Origin of the sequence: Caproicibacterium amylolyticum, from assembly GCF_014467055.1 — a bacterium.
Lineage (GTDB): Bacteria > Bacillota > Clostridia > Oscillospirales > Acutalibacteraceae > Caproicibacterium > Caproicibacterium amylolyticum.
The window spans coordinates 1,304,823-1,330,951 of sequence record NZ_CP060696.1 but is presented as its reverse complement, the minus strand read 5'-3'; the positions used below and the strand labels follow the sequence as shown (position 1 = coordinate 1,330,951).

21 protein-coding genes and 1 tRNA gene are annotated in these 26,129 nt (G+C 47.0%); 8 read left to right on the top strand and 14 right to left on the bottom strand.

Features of this window, described 5'->3' with window-relative positions; genetic code table 11:
• Nucleotides 1-31 precede the first annotated feature (31 nt).
• The 4 genes from H6X83_RS06355 to H6X83_RS06340 form a co-directional block, all read right to left on the bottom strand.
• Entirely contained in the window at nt 32-1,372 is a 1,341-nt protein-coding gene (locus tag H6X83_RS06355; RefSeq protein ID WP_212508284.1) for a glucose-6-phosphate isomerase, read from the bottom strand.
• A gap of 246 nt (nt 1,373-1,618) precedes the next feature.
• A complete protein-coding gene (locus H6X83_RS06350) occupies nt 1,619-2,767 on the bottom strand; it encodes a D-alanyl-D-alanine carboxypeptidase family protein (RefSeq protein WP_212508283.1) in 1,149 nt (382 codons plus the stop codon).
• Nucleotides 2,768-3,084: 317 nt separating this feature from the next.
• Nucleotides 3,085-4,371, bottom strand: a complete 1,287-nt coding sequence (gene eno, locus H6X83_RS06345; RefSeq protein WP_212508282.1) for a phosphopyruvate hydratase — start codon at nt 4,369-4,371, stop codon at nt 3,085-3,087.
• A 141-nt stretch (nt 4,372-4,512) separates the two neighbouring features.
• Nucleotides 4,513-5,763 carry an O-antigen ligase family protein gene (locus tag H6X83_RS06340; protein WP_212508281.1) on the bottom strand — a complete coding sequence of 417 codons (1,251 nt, stop codon included), beginning with the start codon at nt 5,761-5,763 and terminating at the stop codon, nt 4,513-4,515.
• Between the two features lie 311 nt (nt 5,764-6,074).
• On the opposite strand from H6X83_RS06340, the gene H6X83_RS06335 reads away from it, so the two are divergent.
• Nucleotides 6,075-8,423: a cation-translocating P-type ATPase gene (locus tag H6X83_RS06335; RefSeq protein WP_212508280.1), complete on the top strand. Its 2,349-nt coding sequence runs from the start codon at nt 6,075-6,077 to the stop codon at nt 8,421-8,423.
• A 64-nt stretch (nt 8,424-8,487) separates the two neighbouring features.
• Here H6X83_RS06335 and H6X83_RS06330 read toward each other — a convergent pair whose 3' ends face one another.
• The 8 genes from H6X83_RS06330 to H6X83_RS06295 form a co-directional block, all read right to left on the bottom strand.
• A complete protein-coding gene (locus tag H6X83_RS06330; RefSeq protein WP_212508279.1) occupies nt 8,488-9,384 on the bottom strand; it encodes a polysaccharide deacetylase family protein in 897 nt (298 codons plus the stop codon).
• Between the two features lie 138 nt (nt 9,385-9,522).
• The gene (gene trhA / locus H6X83_RS06325; protein ID WP_212508278.1) at nt 9,523-10,149 is read right to left on the bottom strand and encodes a PAQR family membrane homeostasis protein TrhA; all 627 of its coding nucleotides are present in this window, start codon (nt 10,147-10,149) and stop codon (nt 9,523-9,525) included.
• A 195-nt stretch (nt 10,150-10,344) separates the two neighbouring features.
• Nucleotides 10,345-11,244 (bottom strand): radical SAM protein, encoded by a 900-nt coding sequence (locus H6X83_RS06320; protein ID WP_212508277.1) that lies wholly within the window; start codon nt 11,242-11,244, stop codon nt 10,345-10,347.
• On the bottom strand, nt 11,241-12,074 hold the full coding sequence (gene pgeF, locus H6X83_RS06315; RefSeq protein WP_212508276.1) for a peptidoglycan editing factor PgeF: 834 nt from the start codon (nt 12,072-12,074) through the stop codon (nt 11,241-11,243). The genes H6X83_RS06320 and pgeF overlap by 4 nt, the downstream gene beginning before the upstream one ends.
• Before the next feature lie 219 nt (nt 12,075-12,293).
• On the bottom strand, nt 12,294-13,181 hold the full coding sequence (locus H6X83_RS06310) for a 3'-5' exonuclease (RefSeq protein ID WP_246419548.1): 888 nt from the start codon (nt 13,179-13,181) through the stop codon (nt 12,294-12,296).
• A 23-nt stretch (nt 13,182-13,204) separates the two neighbouring features.
• The gene (gene typA / locus H6X83_RS06305) at nt 13,205-15,025 is read right to left on the bottom strand and encodes a translational GTPase TypA (protein WP_212508275.1); all 1,821 of its coding nucleotides are present in this window, start codon (nt 15,023-15,025) and stop codon (nt 13,205-13,207) included.
• A 274-nt stretch (nt 15,026-15,299) separates the two neighbouring features.
• Nucleotides 15,300-15,375: transfer RNA gene (locus H6X83_RS06300), tRNA-Gly, on the bottom strand.
• Nucleotides 15,376-15,497: 122 nt separating this feature from the next.
• Nucleotides 15,498-16,709: a cation:proton antiporter gene (locus tag H6X83_RS06295; protein WP_212508274.1), complete on the bottom strand. Its 1,212-nt coding sequence runs from the start codon at nt 16,707-16,709 to the stop codon at nt 15,498-15,500.
• A gap of 286 nt (nt 16,710-16,995) precedes the next feature.
• Here H6X83_RS06295 and H6X83_RS06290 point away from each other — a divergent pair, with 286 nt between their 5' ends.
• A complete protein-coding gene (locus H6X83_RS06290; protein ID WP_212508273.1) occupies nt 16,996-18,018 on the top strand; it encodes a DnaD domain protein in 1,023 nt (340 codons plus the stop codon).
• Nucleotides 18,018-18,998, top strand: a complete 981-nt coding sequence (locus tag H6X83_RS06285) for an ATP-binding protein (RefSeq protein WP_212508272.1) — start codon at nt 18,018-18,020, stop codon at nt 18,996-18,998. Before H6X83_RS06290 ends, H6X83_RS06285 begins: the two co-directional genes overlap by 1 nt.
• Nucleotides 18,999-19,085: 87 nt before the next feature.
• Here H6X83_RS06285 and prfB read toward each other — a convergent pair whose 3' ends face one another.
• On the bottom strand, nt 19,086-20,219 hold the full coding sequence (prfB, locus tag H6X83_RS06280) for a peptide chain release factor 2 (RefSeq protein ID WP_212508271.1): 1,134 nt from the start codon (nt 20,217-20,219) through the stop codon (nt 19,086-19,088).
• A gap of 349 nt (nt 20,220-20,568) precedes the next feature.
• Between prfB and H6X83_RS06275 the strand changes: the two genes are divergently transcribed.
• From H6X83_RS06275 to rpsR, 5 genes are all read left to right on the top strand, one after another.
• A complete protein-coding gene (locus tag H6X83_RS06275) occupies nt 20,569-21,627 on the top strand; it encodes an RING finger protein (RefSeq protein ID WP_212508270.1) in 1,059 nt (352 codons plus the stop codon).
• A 66-nt stretch (nt 21,628-21,693) separates the two neighbouring features.
• Complete coding sequence (locus H6X83_RS06270; RefSeq protein ID WP_212508269.1) at nt 21,694-22,569, top strand: UTP--glucose-1-phosphate uridylyltransferase; 876 nt, start codon at nt 21,694-21,696, stop codon at nt 22,567-22,569.
• A gap of 161 nt (nt 22,570-22,730) precedes the next feature.
• Nucleotides 22,731-23,027 carry a 30S ribosomal protein S6 gene (gene rpsF, locus H6X83_RS06265; RefSeq protein WP_212508268.1) on the top strand — a complete coding sequence of 99 codons (297 nt, stop codon included), beginning with the start codon at nt 22,731-22,733 and terminating at the stop codon, nt 23,025-23,027.
• A gap of 27 nt (nt 23,028-23,054) precedes the next feature.
• Complete coding sequence (locus H6X83_RS06260; protein ID WP_212508267.1) at nt 23,055-23,570, top strand: single-stranded DNA-binding protein; 516 nt, start codon at nt 23,055-23,057, stop codon at nt 23,568-23,570.
• Between the two features lie 50 nt (nt 23,571-23,620).
• The gene (gene rpsR / locus H6X83_RS06255; RefSeq protein ID WP_212508266.1) at nt 23,621-23,887 is read left to right on the top strand and encodes a 30S ribosomal protein S18; all 267 of its coding nucleotides are present in this window, start codon (nt 23,621-23,623) and stop codon (nt 23,885-23,887) included.
• A gap of 120 nt (nt 23,888-24,007) precedes the next feature.
• Here rpsR and H6X83_RS06250 read toward each other — a convergent pair whose 3' ends face one another.
• Entirely contained in the window at nt 24,008-25,819 is a 1,812-nt protein-coding gene (locus H6X83_RS06250) for a PASTA domain-containing protein (protein WP_212508265.1), read from the bottom strand.
• Between the last annotated feature and the right edge of the window lie 310 nt (nt 25,820-26,129).

Here is a 26,129-nt window from a genome sequence, read left to right as displayed (position 1 = left end):
CCCTTATATTGTATATTTAGCAAGGCAGAAATTACTTTTTCAGTCTTGCCTCCAGAGCGTCCTTCTGTTCTTCGTAGCCGGGCTTGCCAAGCAGAGCAAACATGTTCTTCTTGTAACTTTCCACACCGGGCTGGTCAAACGGATTGACACCCATCATATAGCCGGAAACTGCGCAGGCTTTTTCAAAGAAGTAAATGAGCTGTCCCAGAGAATCCTCTGAAAAATCAGGAACGCGTACAACCACATTCGGCACTCCGCCGTCCGTGTGTGCCAAGACCGTTCCCTCAAAAGCCTTCTCATTGATGTAGGCCATGCTCTTCCCTTCCAGGAAGTTCAGGCCGTCAACGTTCTGCGGGTCATTTCCGATAATGATTTCTTTTTTCGGCTTGTCAAACAGCACCGTAGTTTCAAACATGGTGCGGCGGCCCTGCTGAATGTACTGACCCATGGAATGCAGATCAGTGGAAAACACGACAGAAGCTGGGAACAAGCCCTTATTGTTTTTGCCTTCGCTTTCACCGAACAGCTGCTTCCACCATTCATTCATCAGTGCAAAGCAAGGTTCGTAGCTGACCAAAATCTCGATTGCTTTTCCCTTTCTGTACAGCATGTTGCGTGCTGCAGCATACTGATAGCAGGGGTTGGTTTTGAGGTCAGGATTGTTGTAGGTCTTCTGTGCCTTGGCAGCACCAGCCATCAGCGCGTCAATATCTGCACCGGCAACTGCAATGGGCAGCAGGCCAACTGCGGTCAGTACACTGTAGCGGCCGCCAACATCATCCGGAACAACGAAAGTTTCATAGCCTTCCTCATCCGCCAAATGTTTCAGAGTTCCCTTTCCTTTGTCCGTTGTGCAGAAAATGCGTTCGCGTGCACCGTCTTTGCCGTACTTTTTAACCAGCAGTTCACGCAGCACGCGGAACGCAATAGCAGGTTCTGTGGTTGTGCCAGACTTGCTGATCATGTTAATGGAAACATCTTTTCCCTCGCACATTTCCAGCACTTCCGCCAAAGCGGTGGAACTGATACTGTTGCCGATGAAATAGATATCAGGTGTGTCTTTTTTCAGGGTATTGTAATTATTGGATTTCAGAAATTCGATTGCAGCACGTGCACCAAGATAGGAGCCGCCAATGCCGATTACAACAAACACATCTGTGTTTTTCTTAACACGTTCTGCCGCCGCTTTGATACGAGCAAATTCTTCCTTGTCATAGTCCGTGGGAAGATTGACCCAGCCGATAAAATCGTTGCCCGCTCCGGCGCCGTTGTGCAGCAGTTCATGCGCCAGTTTTACCTGGGGAGCAGCGGATTCAAATTCTTCGGGTGCAATAAACCCGGTCAAATGCTGGGTTTCCAACTGAATGGACATATTTTTCCCTCCTTGAACATTCTATATCCTTTTGTTTGTTCATATTTTACAATATCCGGCTTAATTTTGCAAGTGAATCCACCAGAATTTATATTTCTTTTACAGGTTTCCGGGTGTTCGGCCGAAAAGGGCGCTGCTTTTGCCGCTTTAGGAAAGATACAAGCAGCAAAATCTCTCCTAAATAAATTTTTCGCGCAGCCCCACTGAAAATGATCGCAGGGTATGCGCGAAAAATATGCAGCAAAATTATATATACCACAGGTTCATGAACAGCAGGCGCAGAACACGGGAAAAAGACATACCATTGACAGATGCAGTCGCTGTAATTGGGCGAGTGCAAAGTGTTTTTCCATCCAGTGTATAAACAACCTCTCCCAGTTTCTGCCCCTTTGCCACTGGAGCACTGACGGACTGCTTTAACGTAATTTTACCTGTCAGATTTTTTCCCTTGCCTTTTGGTATAAGCAGCTTGCCGGAAAGGTTAGCTGTAACAGGCACCTGTGCCGCCATTCCATTTTCAACGGTGACGGGAGCAAGTTCACCGCTCGGTTTGCTCAACGATGTCATCGCCCAACCGGCAAAACCGTAATTGAGCAGTGTAGTCGCCGTTGAAAAGCGATCATTCGTGCTGCCAGCGCCCAACGCAACAGCGATTAAAGAAAGACCGTCCCTCTCGGCAGTTGCAGATATGCAGCTGCCGGCACTGCTGGTCGTTCCGGTTTTCAGTCCGGTAATACCTTTATAGCTTTTTAAAAGTTTATTGGTATTGACAATCTGTGTTTTGCCGCCGCGCAGTGTATCCATCCAAATGGAGGTATACTCGAAAATCTTTTTATGCTGAATCAGCGCGCGGCTCATAACTGCAACATCATACGCGCTGGTAACGTGGCCCTCAGCATCCAAACCATTGCAGTTTTTAAAGGTTGTGTCCTTCATGCCGAGTGCTTTTGCTTTTGCATTCATCATTCCGACAAAAGCATCATCACTGCCGGCAATATGCTCAGCAAGAGCAACTGCGGCATCATTGGCACTGGCTACTACCGTGGCTTTAATCATATCATTAACAGACATGGTCTCGCCCTCTTTCAGCCAGATATCCGACCCACCCATAGAGGAAGCGTGAGCACTGGTAGATACCATGTCCGTTAAATGGATCTTGCCTGCATCCAACGCTTCCATCACCAAAAGAAGTGTCATCACTTTTGTAATGGAGGCACACGGACGTTTATCGTGCGGTGCCTTCTGGTAAAGGACCTCGCCGGTGGACGCTTCCATTAAAACTGCTGCGGGAGCTTTAATGTCTGTTTTTTCGTCCAATGCGTAAGTACGCATTGGGACTGCCGCTGCGACCAGAGCTACCGCGAGAACTGCCGCTGCGATTTTCTTTAGCTTCATAATTGACACCTCCAGATTTTTCATTTTTATGTGTATGCTGGAGTTTGTCAATTTATCGCACAACAGGCGGGCATACCTGAAATTTTCTTGGCAAGTGATTTATTTTACAGGTTTTATACCGAATTTCCTGTAAAGCTTTCCAGTTCTGTTCGCCATGTTCTGTGAAGGTCTTTCACTTCCGTATAGCAGCAGTTTCCTTGCCATTGCTGTAGTTTGAATCTTCGCATTAATACTGGCTTTTCCAACTATATAAAGTGATTTACTTTACACATATAGTTAACATGCACGTAGCAAAATTCTCGATGAAGCATTTTGCTTTACAGCTGTGAAAAGCACTCCTGCCCTTGGTAACGAGCACCCAAACCAAGTTCCTCTTCAATGCGCAGCAGGCGGTTGTATTTTGCCACCCGCTCAGTTCGGCTTGGAGCACCTGTTTTGATTTGGCCGGCATTAACGGCTACTGCCAAATCCGCAATCGTGGTATCCTCTGTTTCGCCGGAACGATGCGAAACAATCGCGGTATAACCTGCCTTAGATGCCATACAAATGGCATCCAGCGTTTCTGACAAAGTACCAATCTGGTTCAGCTTAATGAGAATAGAGTTGCCACAGTTACGTTGGATTCCTTTCTGCAGACGCTGCGGATTGGTCACAAAAAGGTCATCACCAACCAACTGAACTTTACTGCCCAAAGCCTGCGTTAACTTCTGCCAGCCGTCCCAATCCTCTTCCCCCAGCGCATCTTCAATCGAACGAATTGGATACTTTCCGACAAGATCTTTCCAGTAACAAATGAGTTCATCTGTTGTAAAAGTTTTCTTGCATTTGGGAAGCTGATACGTTCCATTGCCGTCTTGCCATTCACTAGCAGCGGCATCAATCGCGAGCACAAAGTCATCGCGTACTTTATAGCCTGTTTTTTCGATTGCACGAATCAAGTACTGCAGCGCTTCTTCGTCACTGGCAAGGTTCGGCGCGTAGCCGCCTTCGTCACCAACAGCTGTCGCAAGTCCCTCGTTTTTCAAAATAGCAGCCAGCGTATGGAATACCTCGGCACACATGCGCAGTCCCTCATGAAAGTTCGGCGCACCCACTGGCATAATCATAAATTCCTGTATATCTACCGTATTCGCTGCATGTGCACCACCATTTAAAACATTCATCATTGGAACCGGCAGCGTATTTCCATTCACACCACCCAAAAAACGGTACAGCGGAATGCTGAGTGCCTTGGCGGCAGTGTGCGCACAGGCCAGCGAAACCGCTAGAATTGCATTTGCACCCAGTTCAGACTTGTCCTTGCTGCCATCCAATGCACGCATAGCATGATCCACCGCTCCAATATCTGCCGCATCCATTCCAATCAGCCGTTTGGAAATCACCAGATTCACATTTTCCACGGCCTTCAGCACGCCTTTTCCACCGTAGCGGGCTTTATCTTCATCCCGCAGTTCCAGCGCCTCATACACGCCGGTAGAGGCACCGCTGGGCACTGCTGCGCTGGCCGTAACTCCGTTTTCAAGTGTAACCTGTGCTTCAACTGTTGGATTTCCTCTGGAATCTATGATTTCACGGGCGTATACATCCTGAATTTTAAGCTTCATCTGCTTTTCTCCTTTGCATTTTCACTATTTCATATAGTATGACCCATTTTCCATGGATTCTGTCATCTCCTGCTTTAAAGAAAAATAAAAAAATCCTGAACCGCTGTTTCCAACAGTTCAGGATTTTTAAAATTCAGAAAATTATTCTTTAATCAGATAGCTGGCAGAAAGCTCCGGCTGCTGAAAATAGCTGTGATACGCGGAAAGAACAGTACGGCTCGTTTCTTTTTTGGTGCAGATACCTGTCGCCGAAAAAACAATCAGGAACAGCATTCCCGTCTGCGTCCAGGAAATGGTGACATCCGTGCAGCCATGCACCAGCGTAACCAACAAAACCGCCAAAAACAACAGGGCAGCATTGCCTGCGGTACGTGTACGAATCTGCCGCACAACATCCCGCAGATAATATCCGCCGAAAAGTACAAACACTGTACAGCCCACTATACCAAAATTCAGCAGACAGTCCAGATAAAGATTATGGCAATGATAGGTAGCATAAGTACCAACCATATCGTGGATGATACTGTATGCACGCAAGCCTCGGCCAAGCAGCGGAGTCTGTAAAATGCCGGCCAACGCACCGTGCCAGATTGACACTCGCTGATTCGTTGTTGCGCCGATTGCCTCGACACGGGGAAAAAGCTCCGGCAGAAAATTATTGGCAAAGAAAAAGAGCAGCAAAACGCCTACATAAGCTGCACAGAGTTTAAAGCGGCGCTTATACAGCAAGAATACAATGATTCCGCAAGACATGGCTGCCAGCGCAGACATGGAACTGCACAGGTACATACCAATCATGTTCATCCCCAACACTGCCGCATACAACGGACTAAACTGCCGGTTCGTATAAGCACGGTAAAGTGTTATCAGCACTGTAAACTCAATCATAGTACCGAAATAGTTTGCATTTGTAAAGAAAGAAACCGGCCGGTAGCTGGGATCAATGGCAAAAGTAATCGATTTCTGTACGATTGCCGCCAAAATCGCTGGAATGCTCATGATACAAATGAAATCCAAAATCTGATGAAACAGACGGCGGTTCATTGTGTAGCGCAGATACATGCCGTAAACCAGCATCGCCAGCAGCATGAGTGTCATGCCCATGCCCATGTAGTTCTTGTACGCTGCCGCAACAAAAAAGGACAAAACCAAAAAGCCAAACAGCAGCTTCATGCAGGGTGCCCGAAACACCAACTCTCTGCGCTGATAATCTGCCATCACATAAAATGCTGCCAAAACAATCGTTACGCTGCTGACACTGCTCGGCAGAAACAATGAACCGGCTACCAGAAGCGCCAAACACTTATCCGCAAATGCTGCATCCCGCTGAAGCTGAAACAGAATTTCTTTTAATCTGCCACACAGCGACTTCACGTGCGTAATGAAAACCAACTCCCTTCATTTTCGCTCAATCAGCGAAAATTCCTTTGTTTTAGAAAGGGAAAATGCAAAAAAGAATACCGGGCACAAAGCCCGGTGGTACACATTGCCTCTACTATCTTATGGTTACCTTTGTATTATAGCACTTTTTTGAAGAAACACAATGAGAAAACTGCTGAATCCGTCAAACCAGCTTATGCGATTTTGTTTATTATTCTCAATTTGTGAACAAATATTAAAATTGCTGCTTTTCATAACCCTTTCTACAAAGAATATAGTATAATATCTGTCAGATACTTTCTGTCGGATAAGGAGTGCAAAATATGGAACATTTACCGACCAACCCGGAAGCAGGCCTTTCGCGTGAAGAAGTGCGTGCACGGACACAGCAAGGGCTTGTGAACGGCGAGGAAGACGTTAAAACACAAAGTATCGGGCAAATTGTCCGAAAAAACGTTATAACGCCGTTTAACATTTTAAACATTATCCTTGGTGCACTCATTATCACATCTGGGTCCTTTAAAAACATGTTGTTTCTCGGCGTAATGCTGTGCAACACTGTTGTTGGCTGCTTTCAGGAAATTCGCGCAAAACAGACTATAGACAAGCTATCACTGATTTCTGCTCCAAAAGCTCACGTTCTGCGCGACAGAAAGCTCTGGGAAGTACCCGTTTCAAAGGTCGTGCTGGACGATATTCTGCAGCTTTCCTCCGGCAATCAGGTCTGTTCCGACTGTATTGTTGCCATAGGCAGTTGTGAAGTGAATGAATCCCTGATTACGGGTGAATCTGACCCGGTCATCAAGTATCCCGGTGACCATCTGCTTTCCGGCAGTTTTATCGTTTCCGGCAACTGCCGCGCACAGGTAGAACACGTTGGCAAAGAAAATTACGCTGCCAAAATCACTGGAAGTGCAAAATATGTTAAAAAAACAAACAGCGAAATTTTGAACAGTGTCAACCTGATCATTAAAGTCATCGGCTTTGTTCTGGTTCCGGTCGGCGCAGCACTTTTTTACAAAGCCGCCGTTACCTCCAGTTCTTCGTATTCACAGGCCATTGTCAGCACAGTCGGCGCGCTGGTCGGCATGGTACCAGAAGGTTTGGTTCTGCTGACAAGCATTGTGCTGGCCAGCAGTGTGGTGCGCCTTTCTTTTCGCAACGCATTGGTGCAGGAACTGTATTCCATTGAAATGCTCGCGCGCGTGGACACGATTTGTCTTGATAAAACCGGAACAATCACTGAGGGCACTATGCAGGTAGACGAACTGCATACGCTGTGTGAGGACTTTTCAGAAGAAGCCATGTATGAAGCGATTGCGGCAGTTACACATACTTTAAAGGACAACAACCCTACGGCAGAAGCATTAAAAGAAAAATGCCCGGAAAATCCGGGTTGGGAACCTGTTGCCGAAGTTCCCTTTTCTTCTGCACGAAAGTGGAGTGGTGTTCACTTTGCCGATCGTGGAACGTATATAATTGGTGCCGGAGAATTCATCCTTGGTCAGCGTTTTGATACTCTGCGCCCCCAAGCAGACAAAGCTGCTGAAAAAGGGCAGCGTGTTCTGATTCTGGCACACAGTAACGCTCCGTTTCAGGGTGACGGCATGGCTCTGCCGGAGGATATTCAGCCGGTCGCTATGATGTTCCTGAGTGACCGCATCCGCAAAAGCGCACGCGAAACCTTACAATATTTTGCTGACCAAAATGTTGATTTGAAAGTAATTTCCGGTGATAATGCGATTACAGTTGCAAATATTGCCAAAAAGGCCGGTCTGGAAAGGGCTGACAGCTGGGTTGATGCCACCACACTCGAAACCGAGGAAGACATCAAAAATGCTGTTAAAAAATATTCTGTTTTCGGCCGTGTGACGCCACAGCAAAAACTCCAGATTGTAAAAGCACTGAAAGCGGATGGCCATAATGTTGCTATGACCGGCGACGGTGTCAATGATGTACTGGCACTAAAAGAGAGCGACTGCAGTATCGCTATGGCTTCCGGCAGCGATGCTGCACGCACAGTTTCACAAATCGTTCTGCTTGACTCCGACTTTGCCTCTATGCCGCACATTGTTGCCGAAGGACGACGTTCCATCAACAACCTGCAGCGTTCTTCCTCGCTGTATCTGGTAAAAGCATTTTTCAGCACCATTCTCGCTGTTTGCTTCATTTTTATTCAAAGCCAGTATCCATTTGAACCAATTCAGTTTACCCTGCTAAATGCACTTACGATTGGAATCCCATCTTTTGTACTTTCCTTGGAACCTAACCGTGAGCGGCTGCACGGCAAGTTTATGCTGAACATTATTAAAAAGGCAATTCCGGGTGCGCTGACAATGGTTTTAAACGTACTGTTTCTGGAGGCCATTAATTTCTTTGTGCAGCTGCCGCAGGCACAACTTTCCACCGCTGCGGTTGTACTGACTGGTGTTACACTCTTCATGATTTTGTTCCGTGTATGTATGCCTTTCAATGGGAAACACATTTTACTGTTCGCAACCATGTGCCTTGGCTTCATTCTTTCTTATATTTTCTTCGGAGGGATGTTTAGTCTGACACCGCTGAATGCACCAATGATTCTCATCCTGCTGCCACTAATCTTTGCCTCTTTCAGTATGTTCATGATGTTCCTGCATCTGATTGAACGCATCCTGATGCGGCATGTAGAATGAATTAGTCAATCAAAAAAGCGCACAGAACCTGTCGGACAGGTTTTGTGCACTTTTTTGATATTCTCTACTTTTTAGGTATCACATTAATTTTTTTGGCAAAAAACTGAGCTGGCGGAATTTTAGGAGGCCGCAGAAAGCGTCCCAATCCGTACAGACACTCCGCGTCCTTTGTGATATAGTTCATCTTTTCACTGCAGGTCAGCGTCGCTTGGAACCCAAGCTGTTTGATCACATCTGAGGATGCCTCGCTGATTGCACCAAACGGATAAACAAATGTATTCATCCGCACACCTGTGTTCTGGTACATTAAGTCCTGAACATGGCCCAAATCTGCCAGCAGCATTTTTTGATAATCCGCAACACTTTCCGAGCGGCGTTTACTGGCGCCCAGCCGGCCACCATTGCTTTTGTGTAAATTATAAGTATGATTCTGCACCTCTACCAGACCGCTGGAGAGCATTTCGTTTAGTTCTTTCCATGTTACATGCGAATAGGTAATGTGGTCGCTGTTGGCCTTGCTGAATTGTTCCGTACAAATGCCGATTGGTGACAGCACCATCTTCATATTATATTTTTTTAGCAATGGATATGCATACTTATAGTTATTGAAGTAGCCGTCATCAAATGTCAGTATGATTGGTTTTTGTGGCAAAGTACCTGTCCCGTTCACATAATTTATCAAGTCCTGCATGACAATGGTGGTGTAACCCTCTTTTTTTAAATACTGCAAGTCCTGCTCAAACAATTCCGGCGAAACAATATAAGTTCCCTGCATAGTGGTGGGTGGTAGCATGCTGTGATACATTAAAATCGGCATCGACGTCCCAACCGGAGGTCTTACGGCGGCCGCTGTTGCTTTTCCAACAGAATTCGCGTGAAAACCAAATGCCGCCACTAAAACCGCCAAAAGCGCGCACAGTGTGACTGCTGCACAGCGTATTTTTTTCTTGACCAGCATCATATGCACACTTCCCTTCCCCTATACCATACGAAAAAGGAGTACAGTTTATGCAGTTTTGAAAAAAAGGCAGATTCCCAAATTTACTGGATTTTTCACTCAACTGATTTCTAAAGCTTTTATATCGTCATCTTTTTTGGTTCACATCAGGTGGTAAATTAAAATAAAATGACAAATACTGCCGCCAAGACAAAATAAATGAAACACACTGTGCATATATGGAACGGTTCTGCCAACTCCAAATAGGATTGCACCGACTGTGTAAAGCACTCCACCAGCGATAAGAAGAAGCAGATCCTGCAGGGAAAGTCCAACCCATAAATCCCACCAAAAAAGGACAATCATCCAGCCAAGTACCATATAGCAAACCATAGACACCACACGAAAGCGGTACATATCAATCGCATTCAGAATGATGCCGAACGCTGCAACACACCACGCCACCGCACATAAAATTTTCCCAGTTGGCTGTGGAAAGGCAAGCAGCGTAATCGGTGTGTAGGTCCCGGCAATCAACAGATAGATCGTGCAGTGATCCAACACTTGAAAAACTTTTTTCCCGCGAGAAATTTTCAGGCTGTGGTACAAACAAGAAATCAGATACAGCAGAATCATGGAACTGCCGAAAACAACCGCGCTGGCTCTGGCCATTGGTGAAGATGCAGAGGCCGAAAGCAGAAAAAGTGCCGCAACTGCGAAAATTGCGCCGACCCCATGCGTAACACCGTTGAATATTTCCTCACCGACTGTGTAACGCGGCAGGTGCAATACCCGCCTCCCGCGGGAACGATGCCTTTCCCGAACAGCCCAATGCTGCGTACCTTTCGGCATATTATAATGAATTTCTCCTGTCATCTCTATCACCGGCTCCACATATAGTTTTAATTACTAGATAAAATTATAATATATATTATGTGTGGTGTCAATGAAATTATTATGAACAATTTGAAAGAAAATGCCGAATTATCGATTTGCTTCTACACCAGTCAAATCGAATGCGGGTATGTAATCTTTTTTTGCAGAAGCAAGTTCCTGTACAAAACCATCTAAATTCAAGTCAAACAAATGCTGCTGTACCTTATGGTATTCGCGGGCCGTTACTTTGCGGTTGAGTTCCGGGTAAGCTGAAACGGCGCCACATGGTATATACTGTCCCATCAAACTTACCATCACCCCCTGCGGAAGATTTTCAGCCAGCCAATCCAGCGCCGCAATAGAATTCTTTGTATGTCCGGGCAGCAGCAAATGTCGCACGATAGTCCCCTTCTGTAGAATCCCATTTTCATCAAATTGGCAGGCACCTGTCTGCCGAGCCATTTCCAGTATGGCTTTCTGCGCCGTTTCAACATAATCCGCCGCGCCGGAAAAGCGCTTTGCAAGCTCACTGTCCTGATATTTATAATCCGGCAGGTAAATCTGTACAAGGCCATCCAGCATATGCAGTGTTTCCAGCGATTCATAACCGCCGGAATTGTAAACGACCGGAACCGGCAGCGGACGCAGTGAAAGTGCCTCCACGATAACCGGAACAAAATGTGCTGCACTTACCAGATTAATATTGTTTGCACCTTGTTCGATCAGCCGAAAAAAGACATCGGACAGCTGCTGCGGTGTTAGTGTTTTGCCAACGCTTCGCTGAGTACTGATTTGATAGTTTTGACAAAAAATGCACTGCAGTGAACAGCCTGTAAAGAAAACTGCGCCGCTCCCCTTTTTCCCGCTGATGCAGGGTTCTTCCCAAAAATGAAGTGCTGCCCGCGCAACAACCGGCAGTGCACCCATTTTGCAGAAGCCACTGCCCTGCTGCGGTGTACGGGTAACACCACAATTTCGCGGACACAATTTACAGGACTTGATTTTCATTTCAGTGCCTCCGTAATAGAAAGGATACCGCACATGCCTCCGCGCTTTCCGCCTGTTGCCCGATGCGACCACAATAAATCAGGGCGGCAGCGGGTACAAAGCATCCCTTTTTCAATCTTTTTAACACCGGCCTGCTGCAGAATTTTTGTATTTGCGTCCCAAAGGTCAATGTTCCACTTACCATTTCCTTTATTCTTCATGCAAGTACCATCCGCAAATGCCGGTACTGCAAGAAATTCTTTTACAACCGGTTCATCCACTTCAAAGCAGCACGGACCAATCGATGGACCGATTCCCACCAGCAAATCCGCCGCACAGGTTCCAAATTCACGTTCCATGGCAGTCACAGTCACTGCCGCAATTCCGGCAACAGTACCACGCCAACCCGCGTGTGCCACACCAATAGCATGATGTATTGGGTCTGCAAAAAGCAGCGGCACACAATCCGCACCATACACACACAGAGAAACATCTGCTTCATTGGTTATCAGTCCATCTATATCGTGCCACGGCTTCAGCGTGAGAATACCGGCTCCGCGGTTTTCTACACCTACCCGCAAAATATTCGTTTTATGAGTCTGTGCGGTGGCAACCAGATCTTTAATAGAAAAACCTGCTGCACTGCAAAAGCGACGATAGTTTTCCAGCACATATTTATCTTTGTCGCCTCGTCCGAATCCAAGATTCATGGAAGCGTAGATTCCGGTACTGACCCCGCCCAAGCGTGTAGCGAAAGCATGGTTCAGCCATTTTTGTTCTTCAAAAGAACGCAACCGCAAAAATGGAACCTCATTTTTTTCGTAATAAAGCATATTGGCAGTTTGCTGCATAGAATCCCTCCTGCGTTTTTAAAATACCAGAGTAAGATTGTGGCAGGTTTCGCGCCACAATCCAGTTGCTTTTCGGAGGAAGTGGTGGAAAGTAACCTGCTGACGGAAATTTCACGGTTAAAAATCGTTTTACTCTTTAATTAGTGTAACAGAAAGCAAAAAGGAGCGCAAGGCATAAAAAAAGCTGCCGGACGGCAGCTTTTCCCGCATAAGGATTTTCTATACGGAACGGGAAGACTCCTGTTCTAAATTTTCTGCTTCCGGTTTTTCTTCCGCTAAATGCGCAGTTTTTCGAACAGATAAGCCCTCGTACTTCAGTTTAAATTGCACACGACCATAGAACTTTTTCCCACAGGCCGAGCAGCGAAACGCCGCACGAAAACTCTTGTTGTGTAAAAACCACTCACTCGTCTTTTGCGCCGATGCACCACAGACAGGACAGACAAATGACATATCTGCATCCTGCAGCAGCGGATTTTCCAAATCACACAGAATCACCGTGCGAAATTCCATGCGGTCATAAAATTCCTGCACGGTCGCATCCTGCACAAAGTTCTGCAGTTCTTCTGACGAATACAGCTTTTGCAGACATTTCAGGGAAAGCAAACTGTCATCCAGTGCACGGTGGTGGTCAAATGATTCTTCGTCAATCCCCAGCAGCTGGGCCGCAGTGGAAAGGCCGACCTGCTTGCCTTTGTCATACACCATGCATTTTTCACAGTACGCCTGCAAATCCACATAGTCGGTTAAAAACGGGATACGATCCGACCCGCTGAAATACCGGCAGTTCTCAATCAGTGTCAGGATATCCGACGTACCCCATGTCATCAGGATACAGTCCCCTGCCCACTTCCGAAAGCGGCTGACGACCTGCATAAACTGCCTGCCGCTTTCCAGTTCCTCGTCTGTAATATTTGTCAGTGTAGCAATTTTACCGCTGATTTTTTTCCCGACCTGTGGGCGCACCAACAGAGAAAATGTATCGGCAAGTTGCAGATTATCGTCTACTTTTACTGCACCAAACTCAATAATCTCATTTATGAAGCCTTTCAGTCGTTTACTGTAAGTCCCATTCCACTCCAAATCCAAGATAACGATTGGTTTCATAGGCATTCCTTTATGCAAATGATTTATTTCTTTTTGTTCATTTGCTTCATGCGCTGTTCCTTATTCAGGACCTTTTTGCGCATACGCAGGGATTTCGGGGTAACTTCCAGCAGTTCATCTTCTTTAATAAATTCCATGCACTGTTCCAAGCTGGGAATACTGGGCGGAGTCAGTTTCAATGCTTCATCGGAACCAGCTGCACGCGTGTTGGTAACATGCTTTTTCTTGCAGACATTCACTGCAATATCGTCGCTCTTGGGGCTGACGCCAATAACCATGCCTTCGTACACTTCTGTGCCAGTTCCAATAAACAGACGGCCGCGATCCTGCGCATACCACAAACCGTAACCAGTGGATTCGCCGGTTTCAAAAGCAACAAGGCTGCCGGTGTTGCGTACAGTAAGGTCGCCCTTGTACGGTTCATAGGAATCAAAGAGATTGTTCATAATACCGTTGCCATTCGTATCCGTCAAGAACTCCTGGCGGTAACCCATTAAGCCACGTGCCGGAATACGGAATTCCAGATGGGTCATGCCGGTGTCACGGGTACCCATATTGACAATTTCAGCCTTACGGGAACCAAGCTTTTCCATAACTGCACCAACATAGCTGTCCGGCACTTCAATCATCAGCAGTTCAATCGGCTCGCAGCGTTTTCCGTCTATTTCCTTGTAAATAACGACCGGACTGGAAACCTGAAATTCGTAACCCTGACGGCGCATTTCCTCAATCAGGATGGACAGATGCAGCTCACCACGTCCGGAAACTTTAAAAGTATCCGGTGAATCTGTTTCTTCAACGCGCAAAGCAACGTTGGTTTCCACTTCTTTCATCAAGCGGTCACGCAGATTACGGGAAGTAACAAACTTACCCTCTCGGCCGGCGAAAGGACTGTTGTTTACCATGAACATCATGGAAACAGTCGGTTCATCAATCTTAACAAACGGCAGCGGCTCCACATGCTCAGGGTCACATGCAGTTTCGCCGATATTCAGGTCAGGCATACCGGAAACAGCGACCAAATCGCCCAACTTTGCGCTTTCCACCTCTACACGCTTGAGTCCTTCAAACTGATAAAGCTTGGTAACACGTTCGTTGTGTGTGGTTCCGTCACGGTGGCAAAGTGTCATCATATCATTTACATGAATCTGTCCGCGTTCCACACGGCCAATGCCGATGCGGCCAACATAGTCATCATAGTCTATGTTGCTGAACAAAACTTGTGCAGGGCCATTCAAATCACCCTTTGGTGCGGGGATGTACTTCAGGATGGCTTCAAACAGCGGAGTCATGTCCTTTCCCTCGTCAGCAGGGTCGTTTGTTGCATAGCCATCACGGCCGGAAGCATAGACGACAGGGAAATCTAACTGGTCTTCGTTTGCGCCGAGTTCAATGAACAAATCCAGCACTTCATCCACAACTTCTGCCGGACGAGCACCGGGGCGGTCAATCTTATTAACAACAACTACCGGACGCTTGCCAAGGCCCAAAGCCTTTTTCAGTACAAAGCGTGTCTGCGGCATACAGCCTTCAAATGCATCGACCAAAAGCAGAACGCCATCCACCATCATCAGAATACGTTCCACTTCACCGCCGAAATCCGCATGGCCGGGAGTATCAACAATATTGATTTTTACACCATTGTACATAACCGCAGTATTCTTGGAGAGGATGGTGATGCCGCGTTCCTTTTCCAAGTCATTGGAATCCATTACGCGTTCCTCAACCTCTTCGTTGCTGCGGAAAACGCCGCTCTGCCGCAGCAGCTGGTCCACCAGCGTCGTTTTGCCGTGGTCAACGTGGGCAATAATTGCAACGTTGCGTAATTCATTTCTAGTATCCATTTTTGTCATACCTCTTTAGTATCAGATTCTATTTATGCAAGATGCGGTGCAAATCCGCAGGGACTGACATTGCCTGCGAACTGCAGCAAAGCACCGCCGGTTTTCCCTCAAACTTAAATATTATATCACAGTTTTCGCTAAATGAAAACAGGGCAGGAACAGAAAGCGCAGGCAACCCGGCAAAAATATTTGCGCATATTGCCGAAAGGAAGTGCTTTTCAGCAGATAAGGAAGAAAAAAGCCGCGTATCGCTGAGATACACGGCTTAAAAACTTGGAGCGAACGACGAGGCTCGAACTCGCTACCTCCACCTTGGCAAGGTGGCGCTCTACCAGATGAGCTACATTCGCGAACTTGACTGCAAGAGATATGATACTACAACATTTTGCATTTGTCAACAGCTTTTTTGACTTTTTTGCTTTTCTCCTGCAGTCTTATGTTTCAAAAAACGAATATACACGCAGCTGCGCTATTACTGTGCTGCCGGCTGCTGTTTTGGTGTGTTCTTTCCTGCCTTGTCTTTAAATGAAATTTTGAGCACAATCGGTGCAACGATCGTGGTGACAATCACAACAATAACCACCGGTCCAAAGAGAGCGCTGCTCATCAGCCCAAGCGATGAACCCTTGGAAGCAACAATCAGCGCAACTTCACCACGGGAAATCATACCCATACCAACCTGAACGGATTCTTTATTGCTGAGTCCGCACAGCTTCGCGCCCAAACCGCATCCGACAATTTTTGAAAGAATCGCAACCACCGTCAGCAGTAATGCAAAAATAATGATATTTGCTGTCATACTGGGCAGCGTTACTTTCAAACCAACACTGGCAAAGAACACCGGTGAAAGGAATGCATAATTCAGTGTTTCAAACCGATTGGAAATGTATTTGCTGCGCTGTGTGTTGCTGATAATCATACCGGCAAGGTATGCGCCGGTAATGTCAGCAACGCCGAAGAACTTCTCCGCACAGTAGGAAAGCAGCAGGCAGAACACAAAGCCGATAATTACAAAACGGCGCATATCTTTGTTGTAGTATTCCTGATATTTCTCAAACAGCTTATTAAAGATAACACCAACACCGATTGCCAAAATAAAGAACAAAACAATTTTGACCAAAGTAGTACCGATATTGATGCTGGAGTCTGCCATAGAAGTAATCAGCGTCAGGCAAATAATGCCGAGGATATCATCGATGACTGCGGCACCGAGGATTGCATTGCCGGCACGCGTGTTCAGCTTGCCGAGTTCTTTCAGTGTTTCGACTGTGATGCTGACACTGGTAGCCGTCAGAACAACGCCGATAAATACATTTTGCAGGAAAAGTGAGCACTTTGCGTCATTAGGCTGTGTATTAAAGACGCTGGCCAGTGCAAAGCCGCCGATAAGCGGTACAATGACACCAATCAGAGCAATAATGAAGCAGGTTTTCCCGGCTTTTTTCATTTCCTGCATATCTGTTTCCAAGCCAGCGGTAAACATCAGCGTAATAACACCGACCTCACTTAATTTGGCAGTAAAATCGGTTTCCTGTAATATGCCAATCATTGCCGGTCCGAGAATCAGACCCGCAAGCAAGGCACCCACCACCTGCGGCATATTGAATCTGCGCGTCAGCAGTCCCAGCAGCTTGGTTGACAGCAAAATCAGCGCCAAGTCCAACAAAAATTGATAGTTTTCCATATTATTCCTCCAGTTCTGCTGCACAGTTTTGCATAATTTGTACAGCCATAATTGCGCTAAAAATAGCTAAATCCTTTTAGTGCACAAGTTATTATAGTCTTTTAATAATCTTATTGTAAACCCCTAAAATAAATTTTATAGTATATTTTGTATGACAATTTATATCATTTGTCTAAAATTTACAGCAATTTTCGCTGAAACAGGTGTACTTCTCATTTTGTTGTAATCCAAGCTGACGGATGTTATAATAGATTTAAATTTTTTGTACGGTGGAGGAACAGGAATTATGCAGTATCAGTCAGACAACGGAATATGGAACAGCGTTTTTGCAGTACCCACGGCAGTGGTGGATTACCACTTGAAACTGGCCGGAAGTGTTCAACTGAAAGCACTGCTTTGGGTTCTGCGTCAGCAAGGAACTGCTTTTACGGATAATGACCTGTCCCAAGCACTCGGTGTCAACTCTGCTGATGCACGCGATGCGCTCTCCTACTGGCAGGAAACCGGTGTCCTGCAGCTCGGTTGTGCAGACAACGCCACTGTATCTGCATCTGCTGTGCCTGACCCCGCCGTCCATACGGTCAGCACAGCGGCAGCAAATTCGCCCACACCTGCCGCGGAACCTATAAGACCTGTCCAACACGCTCCGCTTCCCCGCACAGAACGGCCAGATCCTGCCTTTACCGCTCGGCGTATGGAGGAAGACAGTACGGTTTGCTGTATGATGCAGGACGCCGAACAAATTTTGTGCCGGCCGCTGTCCCCTTCCGATTTAAGCACACTGCTGCTGATTCACGACAGTTACGGACTGCCGGCGGATGTAATTCTTATGCTGGTACAGTACGCTGCAAGCAGTGGAAAAGGCAATATGCGCTACATAGAAAAAGTTGCACTGAACTGGGCTGACGAAGGAATCACAACACACATGCAGGCTGAAGAAAAGCTGCAGCAGTTAACTGATATGGGACGTGCGTGGCACACTGTACAGCGAGCCGCCGGTCTGCCGGAACGTGCACCTACGGAACGGGAAAAGGGCTATGCTGCCTGCTGGGTTTTGCAGTGGAAATTTTCCCCTGCCATGCTCAAACTTGCATACGATCGCTGTGTGGATGCAACCGGAGTTTTTAAGGCAAACTATATGAACAAAATACTGGAACGCTGGCATCGTGAGGGAATTTCGACATCCGAACAAGCACAGGCCGAAACAAAACAGCGGCGGGAAGCCCGCAAAGAGGCAAACCAGCCCTCATTTGATTTGGAAGCCTATGAGCGCGACAGCTTGTTTGATACCATTGGAGGAAACCATTGATGGGTTACGACCGTTCTGTTTATGATGCCGTTTACGCACTGCTCAACAACCGCCGTTTGGAAGCGGAACAGGCTGCTCAGCGCCGCCGCGCCGATTTCTTTCGTGTGGAACCGCGCGGGTTAGAAATCGAACATGAACTCAGTCGTGCTGGCTCGGCTGCTGCCAAAGCAGTTATACGCGGCGGTGATGTACGAAAAAATTTGGAGCAGCTCCACAGCCACAGTCATGCTCTGCAGGAGGAACTCAAAGCACTCTTAGCAAAGCAGAGCATGTCCCCTGACGATTTGGAACCGCACTATGTGTGTCCGCTGTGTCATGACTGTGGCAGCCTAGATGGACATATGTGCAGCTGTATGAAAGCATTGCTGAAAGAAGAAGCCTTGCGCCGTCTAAACACAGACACTCCCCTGACACTTTGCAGTTTTGAAGCATTTGACCTCTCCTATTATCCAGATGTAGCAGATAAAAACGGTCATACTGTGCGTCAGCTGATGGAGCGCAACTTCCTTTACTGCAGAAAATACGCTGAAAACTTTGATACACACACCACAGAAAATCTTTTAATGGTTGGCAAAACCGGTCTTGGAAAAACGCATCTTTCCCTCGCCATTGCCAGTCGGGTCATAGACCGTGGCTACGGTGTGATCTATGGCTCCGCACAAAATCTGCTTGAAAAAATTCAGGATGAACACTTTGGACACAGTGATGGTAACACCATGCACAGTCTGTTGGAATGTGACTTACTGATTCTGGATGACCTTGGAACAGAATTCCGCAGTAATTTCACAGTTTCCGCAATTTACAACATCATTAATTCCCGGCAGCTTACCGGCAAGCCGATTATCATTAGCACCAATCTGTCCATGCAGGAAATGCTGGATTATTACACAGAACGTTTTTCCTCCCGTATTATCGGCAGCTACACGCGTGTGCCGTTTTACGGAAATGACGTTCGCCAGCTCAAGCGCGGACAACATTAATTCTTTATAAGATATAAAAAATGGGCATCACTTCACTGATTCTTCATCAGGAAGTGATGCCCATTTACATATTCATTGTCTTTCTGCTTAGTCCTCATCCGCATAATTGCCAAGTGTGTTCTGATTCAACGCTTTCAGGTAAGCATTGATAAAGCCATCCAGATCGCCGTCCATTACACCGTCAACATTGCCGGTCTCAAAGCCAGTGCGATGGTCTTTTACCATGGTATATGGCATAAAGACATAAGAGCGAATCTGTGAACCCCAGGCAATCTCTTTTTGCACGCCCTTAATATCCTCAATTTTTTCCAAATGCTCGCGCTCTTTGATTTCCAGCAGCTTGCTCTTCAGCATCCGCATGGCAACGTCACGGTTCTGGTACTGGCTGCGTTCCACCTGGCATGCAACTACAATGCCGGTTGGAATATGTGTTAAACGTACTGCGGAACTAGTTTTGTTAACCTTCTGGCCACCTGCACCGCTTGCACGGTAAACGTCCATTTTGATATCTGCAGGGTCAATTTCCACTTCAACTGTATCATCGATTTCCGGCATAACTTCAATGGAAGCAAAAGAGGTATGGCGGCGGCCGGAAGCATCAAACGGAGAAACACGCACCAGACGGTGTACACCATTCTCCCCTTTCAGGAAGCCATAAGCGTTTTCGCCCTCAATCAGAATGCTAGCACTTTTTAGGCCCGCTTCTTCACCGTCAAGATAATCCAGCAGTTTTACAGAATAGTCGTGACGCTCACCCCAGCGGTTGTACATGCGGTAAAGCATTTCTGCCCAGTCCTGCGCTTCGGTTCCGCCTGCACCGGCGTGAAAAGTCAGAATTGCATTTTTTGCGTCGTACTCGCCAGTCAGCAGTGTCTGCAGGCGCTGACGTTCCAAGCCCGCCTCAAATTTCTTCACTTCCCCTTCTGCTTCCGGCAGCAGGGAAAGGTCGCCTTCTTCATCCGCAAGCTCACACAGTGCTTCGGCATCTTCCCAAAGGCTGCGCAGTTTTTCGTAAGACTCAATTTTCGCTTTCAAATGTGCAGAGCGCTGCAAAATTTTCTGAGACCTCTCCATATTATCCCAAAAGCCGGGCTCACTTGCTTTCATGTCCAACTCTTCAATCTCATTGCGCATTGCTTTCAGGCCAAGTGCATCCTCAAGGTCATTTAAGCCGGGCAGCATTTCCTGAAGCGATTGTTTCAGTTCTTCAAATTGCAGCATATCTGTTCCATCCTACTTTCTCAAAATCTCATATTGAAACCCGGTACATATACCCGTTCACAAAAGCTTCACAGGCAGTGCACGTGCTGGTAACTATTCCGCATATGATATGTATTATATTCTATTTTTACTGGAATGTAAAGAAAGGAGGCATAAATGAAGAACTTCTTTTATCAGTAGAAAAGCAGCAGTTCAGCTGTCAGCACACAGCCTGTTTTCTCCGTTCAATTATGAATAGAATTAAAACTTCTGTGCAGGAACTTGCAGTTTTGAAAAAAAAACTATACAATAAAGAAATATAGTGCCGTGCTGCGGCAAAACGTTTTAACGAACTTGGGAGGAGAAATTTATGACCGATTTTACCGGAGTAAATTGTCCTGTATGCAATAAGCCTTTTCAACCTGGCGATGATATTGTTGTCTGCCCGGAATGCGGTGCGCCCTATCATCGGGGATGCTACAAAGAAGTGGGGCACTGCATATTTGAAGACAAGCACGGTACGGCAGATTCCTGGCAGCCTCCCAAAGTACACACTGAAAATCAGTCTGATTCTGTGCGCTGCCCCAGATGCGGGCACGACAATGCCCCCGGTGCACTCTTCTGCGAACACTGCGGTGCATCCATTTCGAAAAATGATGATGGTGAATATACCCAACAGTACGCTCCTTTTGGGCAGAACGGGTCACAGCAGCCAAATGGCGGTTCTGTCCCTCCTTTCGGTGCAGCAGGTCAACAGCCAAACGGCTGGCCCTACGGACAGGTTCCCTTCGTATTTGACCCTATGGCAGGCATTGACCCGGAAGAAACCATTGACGGTGAAAAAGCTGGTGAACTGTGCAAGGTAATTCAAAGCAACACCACTTATTATCTGCCGGTATTCATGAATCATGAAAAATTTCATAAGCATCGCTTTAATTTTGCTGCCTTTCTTTTGGGCGGTGGGTGGCTTTTGTACCGCAAAATGTACCCCATCGGTGCGGTGGTATCAGCAGTTGTACTTGTTCTGGAGGTACTTACCCAGTTCTTTACGGTGCAGTACTCCAGTCCGATTCTGCTGCAGGCAATGAATCAGTTGGGCATTTCCAGCACTGCTTCCGTTAACTTACAGCAGCTGTATCAAATTGCCGGCCACATTTCTTCACTGCCGGTTTCTCAGCAGTTTCTATTCCTTCTGCCGAATGTGCTACCGCTGATTATTTTAATTATTCATGTTGTAATCGGCTTCACTGCAAACGCAAAGTATCAGAAGCACTGCATAAAAATCGTGCAGAGTATCCATTCAGAAACGCTCAGCGACAGCGACACGCTGATTCGCTACCAGGAGCGCGGCGGCGTTAATACCATTTTGCTGGTTGTGGTGCTTGTCTGCTACCTGATTGCCTGCAATTCGATTTATTTAATGATTTAATTTCGTTTATAAATGTGCGGGTTCTTTCCGTACACTCTATTTAAAATTCTAGGAGTGAATTGTATAATGAAAATTACAAAAGCAGTTATTCCTGCTGCCGGACTTGGCACACGTGTACTGCCCGCCACGAAAAGCATGCCGAAAGAGATGCTGCCGATTGTGGACAAGCCTGCCATTCAGTATATTGTTGAAGAAGCAGTCCGTGCCGGTATTACAGACATTCTAATTGTTACAAACCGCGGCAAAGGCCTGATTGAGGACCATTTTGACCGTGTACCGGAACTGGAAGCAAAACTGGAAAAAGGCGGTGCAGAAAAAGAGCCTATTCTTAAAGAAGTTGCAGGCATTGCGCACCTTGCTAACTTTTACTTTGTGCGTCAGAAAGAAACACTTGGCCTTGGGCACGCCATCAGCCGCGCACGCTCCTTTGTTGGGAATGAACCATTTGCGGTTTTATACGGTGATGATGTTATCATCGGTGAGGACCCGGCCTGCGGTCAGCTGATTCGCGCTTATGAAGAATTCGGCAAAGGCGTTCTTGGCGTAAAGAAAGTTTCCCCTGCCGACATCGGCAAGTATTCTTCCCTGAAGGTAGAACCATTGCATGACAATTATTTTAAATGTACAGACATGGTGGAAAAGCCAGCCCCAGACAAAGTACTCAGCCTGTATTCCATTCTCGGCCGCTGCGTGCTGCCGCCGGAGATTTTCGACATCATTGATCAAACTGCGCCTGGCGCCGGCGGTGAAATTCAGCTGACAGACGCCATGTGCACGCTGGCACGTTCCAAAGGCATGGTAGCAGTAGACTACACCGGAAAACGTTATGATATGGGCAATAAGCTCGGCATTTTGAAGGCACAAGTAGAAGTTGGCCTGCAGCATCCTGAACTTGGTGAAGATTTTCGCGCATATTTAAAAGATCTGTCAAAAAGCCTCTAATCTTATCAAAGTAGATAAACGAACAGGCTCGTTTCGCTTAAGAATTCTCTTGACGAAATGGGCCTGTTCTGTTATAATGATTTTGTTAGTCTTTTCTGGCTGACACATCCTTGCTCCGGGACAGATTCCGGGGCCATAAGTCCAAAAGGAGGTGCTTATCAATGGAAGAAATCAAAAATGCTTACGAAACCGTATTTATTCTCTCCAGCAAACTGGACGAGCAGGCAACTGCCGCACTGGTGACAAAGTTCAAGGATCTGATTGCTGAGAATGGTACAGTTGACGGTGTTGACGAATGGGGCAAGCGCAGACTTGCTTACGAAATCAACAAGGAAACTGAGGGCTACTATGTGCTGATTAACTTCACCAGTGTCCCCGCTTTCACCGCTGAACTGGATCGTATCTACAAAATTACAGATGGCGTAATCCGTTCCCTCATCATCCGCAAGGAAGCCTGATTTGCGCTGCGAAAGGGATGTGTGTAAATGCTGAACGTTGTTGTACTAATGGGTCGCTTGGTAGCGGATCCGGAGCTGCGGCACACACCAAATGATGTAGCCGTAACCACCATCCGCATTGCTGTTGACCGCGCTTACTCCAAGTCCGGTGCAGATAAGCAAACGGATTTTATTGATGTTACTGCGTGGCGGCAGACCGCCGAGTTCGTGAGCCGCTATTTTACAAAAGGTTCGATGATTGCCGTACAGGGTTCCCTGCACGTTGACAATTACACGGATCGTGATGGAAATAAGCGCACCCGCTACGATGTACAGGCTGACAATGTGAGCTTCTGCGGAAGCAAGCGTGAGTCTGGAACTGGCGGCTACGAAGGCGGCAATTCTTACGGCGGCGGTTCGTCGTCCTACAGCAACAGCGGTGCTAACACTTATCAGCAGCCCAGTGCACCCGCAACAGCCCCCGCCCCTGCCGCACCGGCTTACTCCAGTGGTGACACGGGCGATTTTCAGGCACTTCCAGATGACGATGATTTGCCATTCTGAACGTGCAAAAAAGATTCTGAATAATTTTTTCATCAAGGAGGTACCGTACCATGGCTGACAGAGATAGAGACAGCAGAGGCGACAGAGATAACCGCCGCGGCGGACGCAAGGGCCGCCGCAAGGTTTGCAGCTTCTGTGTAGATAAGGTTGAAAGCATTGATTACAAAGACGTTGCAAAACTGCGCCGCTTCATTTCAGAGCGTGCAAAGATTTTGCCCCGCCGTGTGACTGGCACTTGTGCCCATCATCAGCGTGAACTGACTGTTGCAATTAAGCGTGCACGTCACATTGCACTGCTTCCTTTCAGCAGCGACTGATTACAGAATGAATGAGAGCTTTCTCCAAACGGAGAAAGCTCTTTTTAATTGTGTTCTCTTAGAAAAATGCACCATCCGTGGAAATTTGCTTTCCATGGACGGTGCATTTTTGATTTCATTTTACTGGTTGCCATCGCCGTCAGTACCCTGCGAGCCGGTGCTGACAACAATTGTAACAGAATACTGATAATTCAGCTTGCTGCCGGCAGAAAGCCCACCGCCATAGCCGATTACCTCATCCTTGGCAACTGAGTCGCTGCTCTGCTGTGACTTGCCGTCAGGTACAAAACCGGCGGCTTCCACAGCGGATTTCGCATCTTCATAAGACAGTCCCGTAATATCCGGTAGCGTGCGCAGTGCCTTGCCAAGACTTACTGTAACAGAAATTGCAGCACCCTTTACCATCTTGCCTGAACCAGCCTGTGGTGTCTGTGAGATAATGCAGCCCTCTTCAATACTGTCGTTAAATTCCTTATTCGTCTGGACGACCTGATAGTCGCTGGTATTTCCCAAGCTGGAAAAGCGCTTGCCAATCAAATTTGGAATATCGACCTGATTGGAACTTGACGACGCAGAGCTAGATGCTGCAGAAGATACCTGTGAGGAATTTGCTGCACTGGAAGTACTGGCAGATGCCACTGAATCTGCTGCATTGTTTAAAGCATTGCCTGCACCATTTGCAGATGTGGCTTTGCTTGCTACTCCGGATACAGAGGAAAGCATTGAAGAAGCCATTGAAGAACCACTTGTACTCCCAGCTGTGCCGGAATGTGAAGACTGCCAGAGTACAATGCCAACTGTCAGACAAACCAGTGCCGCCACACAAATAAGTACAACCCAAACAAATTTCGGAATAGATTTGTGCTCCTCCTGTTCCTCTTCCCTGCGTTCCCGCTCCTCGCGGTCAACAGAATCATCATATGGGCTGGGAATTCGGCGCAGGCTCTGAGTTTCCTCCAAAGAAGCGGTAGCCGTCGGTGCTGCGGAAAGTTCCGCACGAAAACGTTCAAAAGTAGCTGTGCGTTCCCCCGGCTCAACCTGCAGGGCATTTGCCAAAGCCGTAATAACATGCGGCGGAATGCTGCGCAGGGTACTTGACGGCAGTAACAGGCGCGGATCCTTGCGGCGTTCCAGTGCTGATTTCGGGAGTACACCGGTCAACACAAAGAACAGAGATGCAGCCATTCCATAAACGTCTGTGTATTCTCCTGATTTTGAATCCGGTTCATACTGTTCCACTGCAGCGCAGCCCTCAACCAAATCCGGTGTTAATCCACCGTTTGCCAACCGCACGATTGAGGAACAAAAGCTGCCCAGCTTTAAATTGCCGTCTGGCATAATAAACAAAGTATCCGGTGAGATACCGTAGTGTCCAACGCCGGAAGCATACATGGCGGAAACCGTGCTGACAACCGGCATTACCAATTTCCATGCTGCATTCCATGAAAGGGAGCCGCCACTGCGCTGCACAAACTCCCGCAGCGTCAGCGCATCTTCCCACGGCGAAACCACATATGCGGTATAGTTTTCCTCAAAAATACCCTGCACCGAAATAATAGCCTGCTGCTCATGGAATTTCGCGATTGATTCCTGATAATTAATAAATTCACTGAGGTATTCGTCAAACAGAACTTCATTACCCGCAATTACCGCAATATCTGTACTGCCAACCATACGTGCACAGATTTCTTTTGGGAAAAACTCCCGGATCTGTACCGTACACAGTTGCTGCAAGTCAAAACCAATGTAAGTAAATCCTTCACTGTTGGCAGATTTCACACGGCCAATCATATAGCGTTCCTGCAAAACCGTGCGGTAAGGCAAAGCGTCCTTTTGCTGAGGCTCATCCTCTGAAAATCCGCAGTGCGGGCACTGCGCTTTTCCCTCTGTGTCAGACATGCAATTCATGCATAGATGTTCATAGCCTGTCATAGATGCCTGCTCCTTTTAACTAAATTGCCATACAAAGCAGATGCAGGACCCCCGCAGTTTTCCGCACGGAAATACACTGAACAGGGTCCTGCCTCTGCCGATAAAACGTCTTTGCTCTGTGGTTCTAACAAATAGGTTTTGTATGACGAAATTTTTTAACAACTTTTCATAGAAAAAGATGATTTGAATCAGTTAATATTATAACACAGCGAATGGTTACAAATCAAGTCGCCGCACGCGGCAGATGGTTACACTTCTGTTTCTTTTCCGTACTTAATCGCATTTAGCCGTTGCTTTTTTGACAAGCTTT

Coding starts and splice junctions, on each gene's coding strand:
- eno (WP_212508282.1), bottom strand. CDS start 4,371: ATGAAGCTTAAAATTCAGGATGTATACGCCCGTGAAATCATAGATTCC.
- rpsF (WP_212508268.1), top strand. CDS start 22,731: ATGGAAGAAATCAAAAATGCTTACGAAACCGTATTTATTCTCTCCAGC.
- H6X83_RS06320 (WP_212508277.1), bottom strand. CDS start 11,244: ATGAAAATCAAGTCCTGTAAATTGTGTCCGCGAAATTGTGGTGTTACC.
- rpsR (WP_212508266.1), top strand. CDS start 23,621: ATGGCTGACAGAGATAGAGACAGCAGAGGCGACAGAGATAACCGCCGC.
- pgeF (WP_212508276.1), bottom strand. CDS start 12,074: ATGCAGCAAACTGCCAATATGCTTTATTACGAAAAAAATGAGGTTCCA.
- H6X83_RS06260 (WP_212508267.1), top strand. CDS start 23,055: ATGCTGAACGTTGTTGTACTAATGGGTCGCTTGGTAGCGGATCCGGAG.
- H6X83_RS06335 (WP_212508280.1), top strand. CDS start 6,075: ATGGAACATTTACCGACCAACCCGGAAGCAGGCCTTTCGCGTGAAGAA.
- H6X83_RS06285 (WP_212508272.1), top strand. CDS start 18,018: ATGGGTTACGACCGTTCTGTTTATGATGCCGTTTACGCACTGCTCAAC.
- prfB (WP_212508271.1), bottom strand. CDS start 20,219: ATGCTGCAATTTGAAGAACTGAAACAATCGCTTCAGGAAATGCTGCCC.
- H6X83_RS06355 (WP_212508284.1), bottom strand. CDS start 1,372: ATGTCCATTCAGTTGGAAACCCAGCATTTGACCGGGTTTATTGCACCC.
- H6X83_RS06310 (WP_246419548.1), bottom strand. CDS start 13,181: ATGAAACCAATCGTTATCTTGGATTTGGAGTGGAATGGGACTTACAGT.
- H6X83_RS06270 (WP_212508269.1), top strand. CDS start 21,694: ATGAAAATTACAAAAGCAGTTATTCCTGCTGCCGGACTTGGCACACGT.
- H6X83_RS06250 (WP_212508265.1), bottom strand. CDS start 25,819: ATGACAGGCTATGAACATCTATGCATGAATTGCATGTCTGACACAGAG.
- H6X83_RS06330 (WP_212508279.1), bottom strand. CDS start 9,384: ATGATGCTGGTCAAGAAAAAAATACGCTGTGCAGCAGTCACACTGTGC.
- typA (WP_212508275.1), bottom strand. CDS start 15,025: ATGGATACTAGAAATGAATTACGCAACGTTGCAATTATTGCCCACGTT.
- H6X83_RS06350 (WP_212508283.1), bottom strand. CDS start 2,767: ATGAAGCTAAAGAAAATCGCAGCGGCAGTTCTCGCGGTAGCTCTGGTC.
- H6X83_RS06295 (WP_212508274.1), bottom strand. CDS start 16,709: ATGGAAAACTATCAATTTTTGTTGGACTTGGCGCTGATTTTGCTGTCA.
- H6X83_RS06275 (WP_212508270.1), top strand. CDS start 20,569: ATGACCGATTTTACCGGAGTAAATTGTCCTGTATGCAATAAGCCTTTT.
- H6X83_RS06290 (WP_212508273.1), top strand. CDS start 16,996: ATGCAGTATCAGTCAGACAACGGAATATGGAACAGCGTTTTTGCAGTA.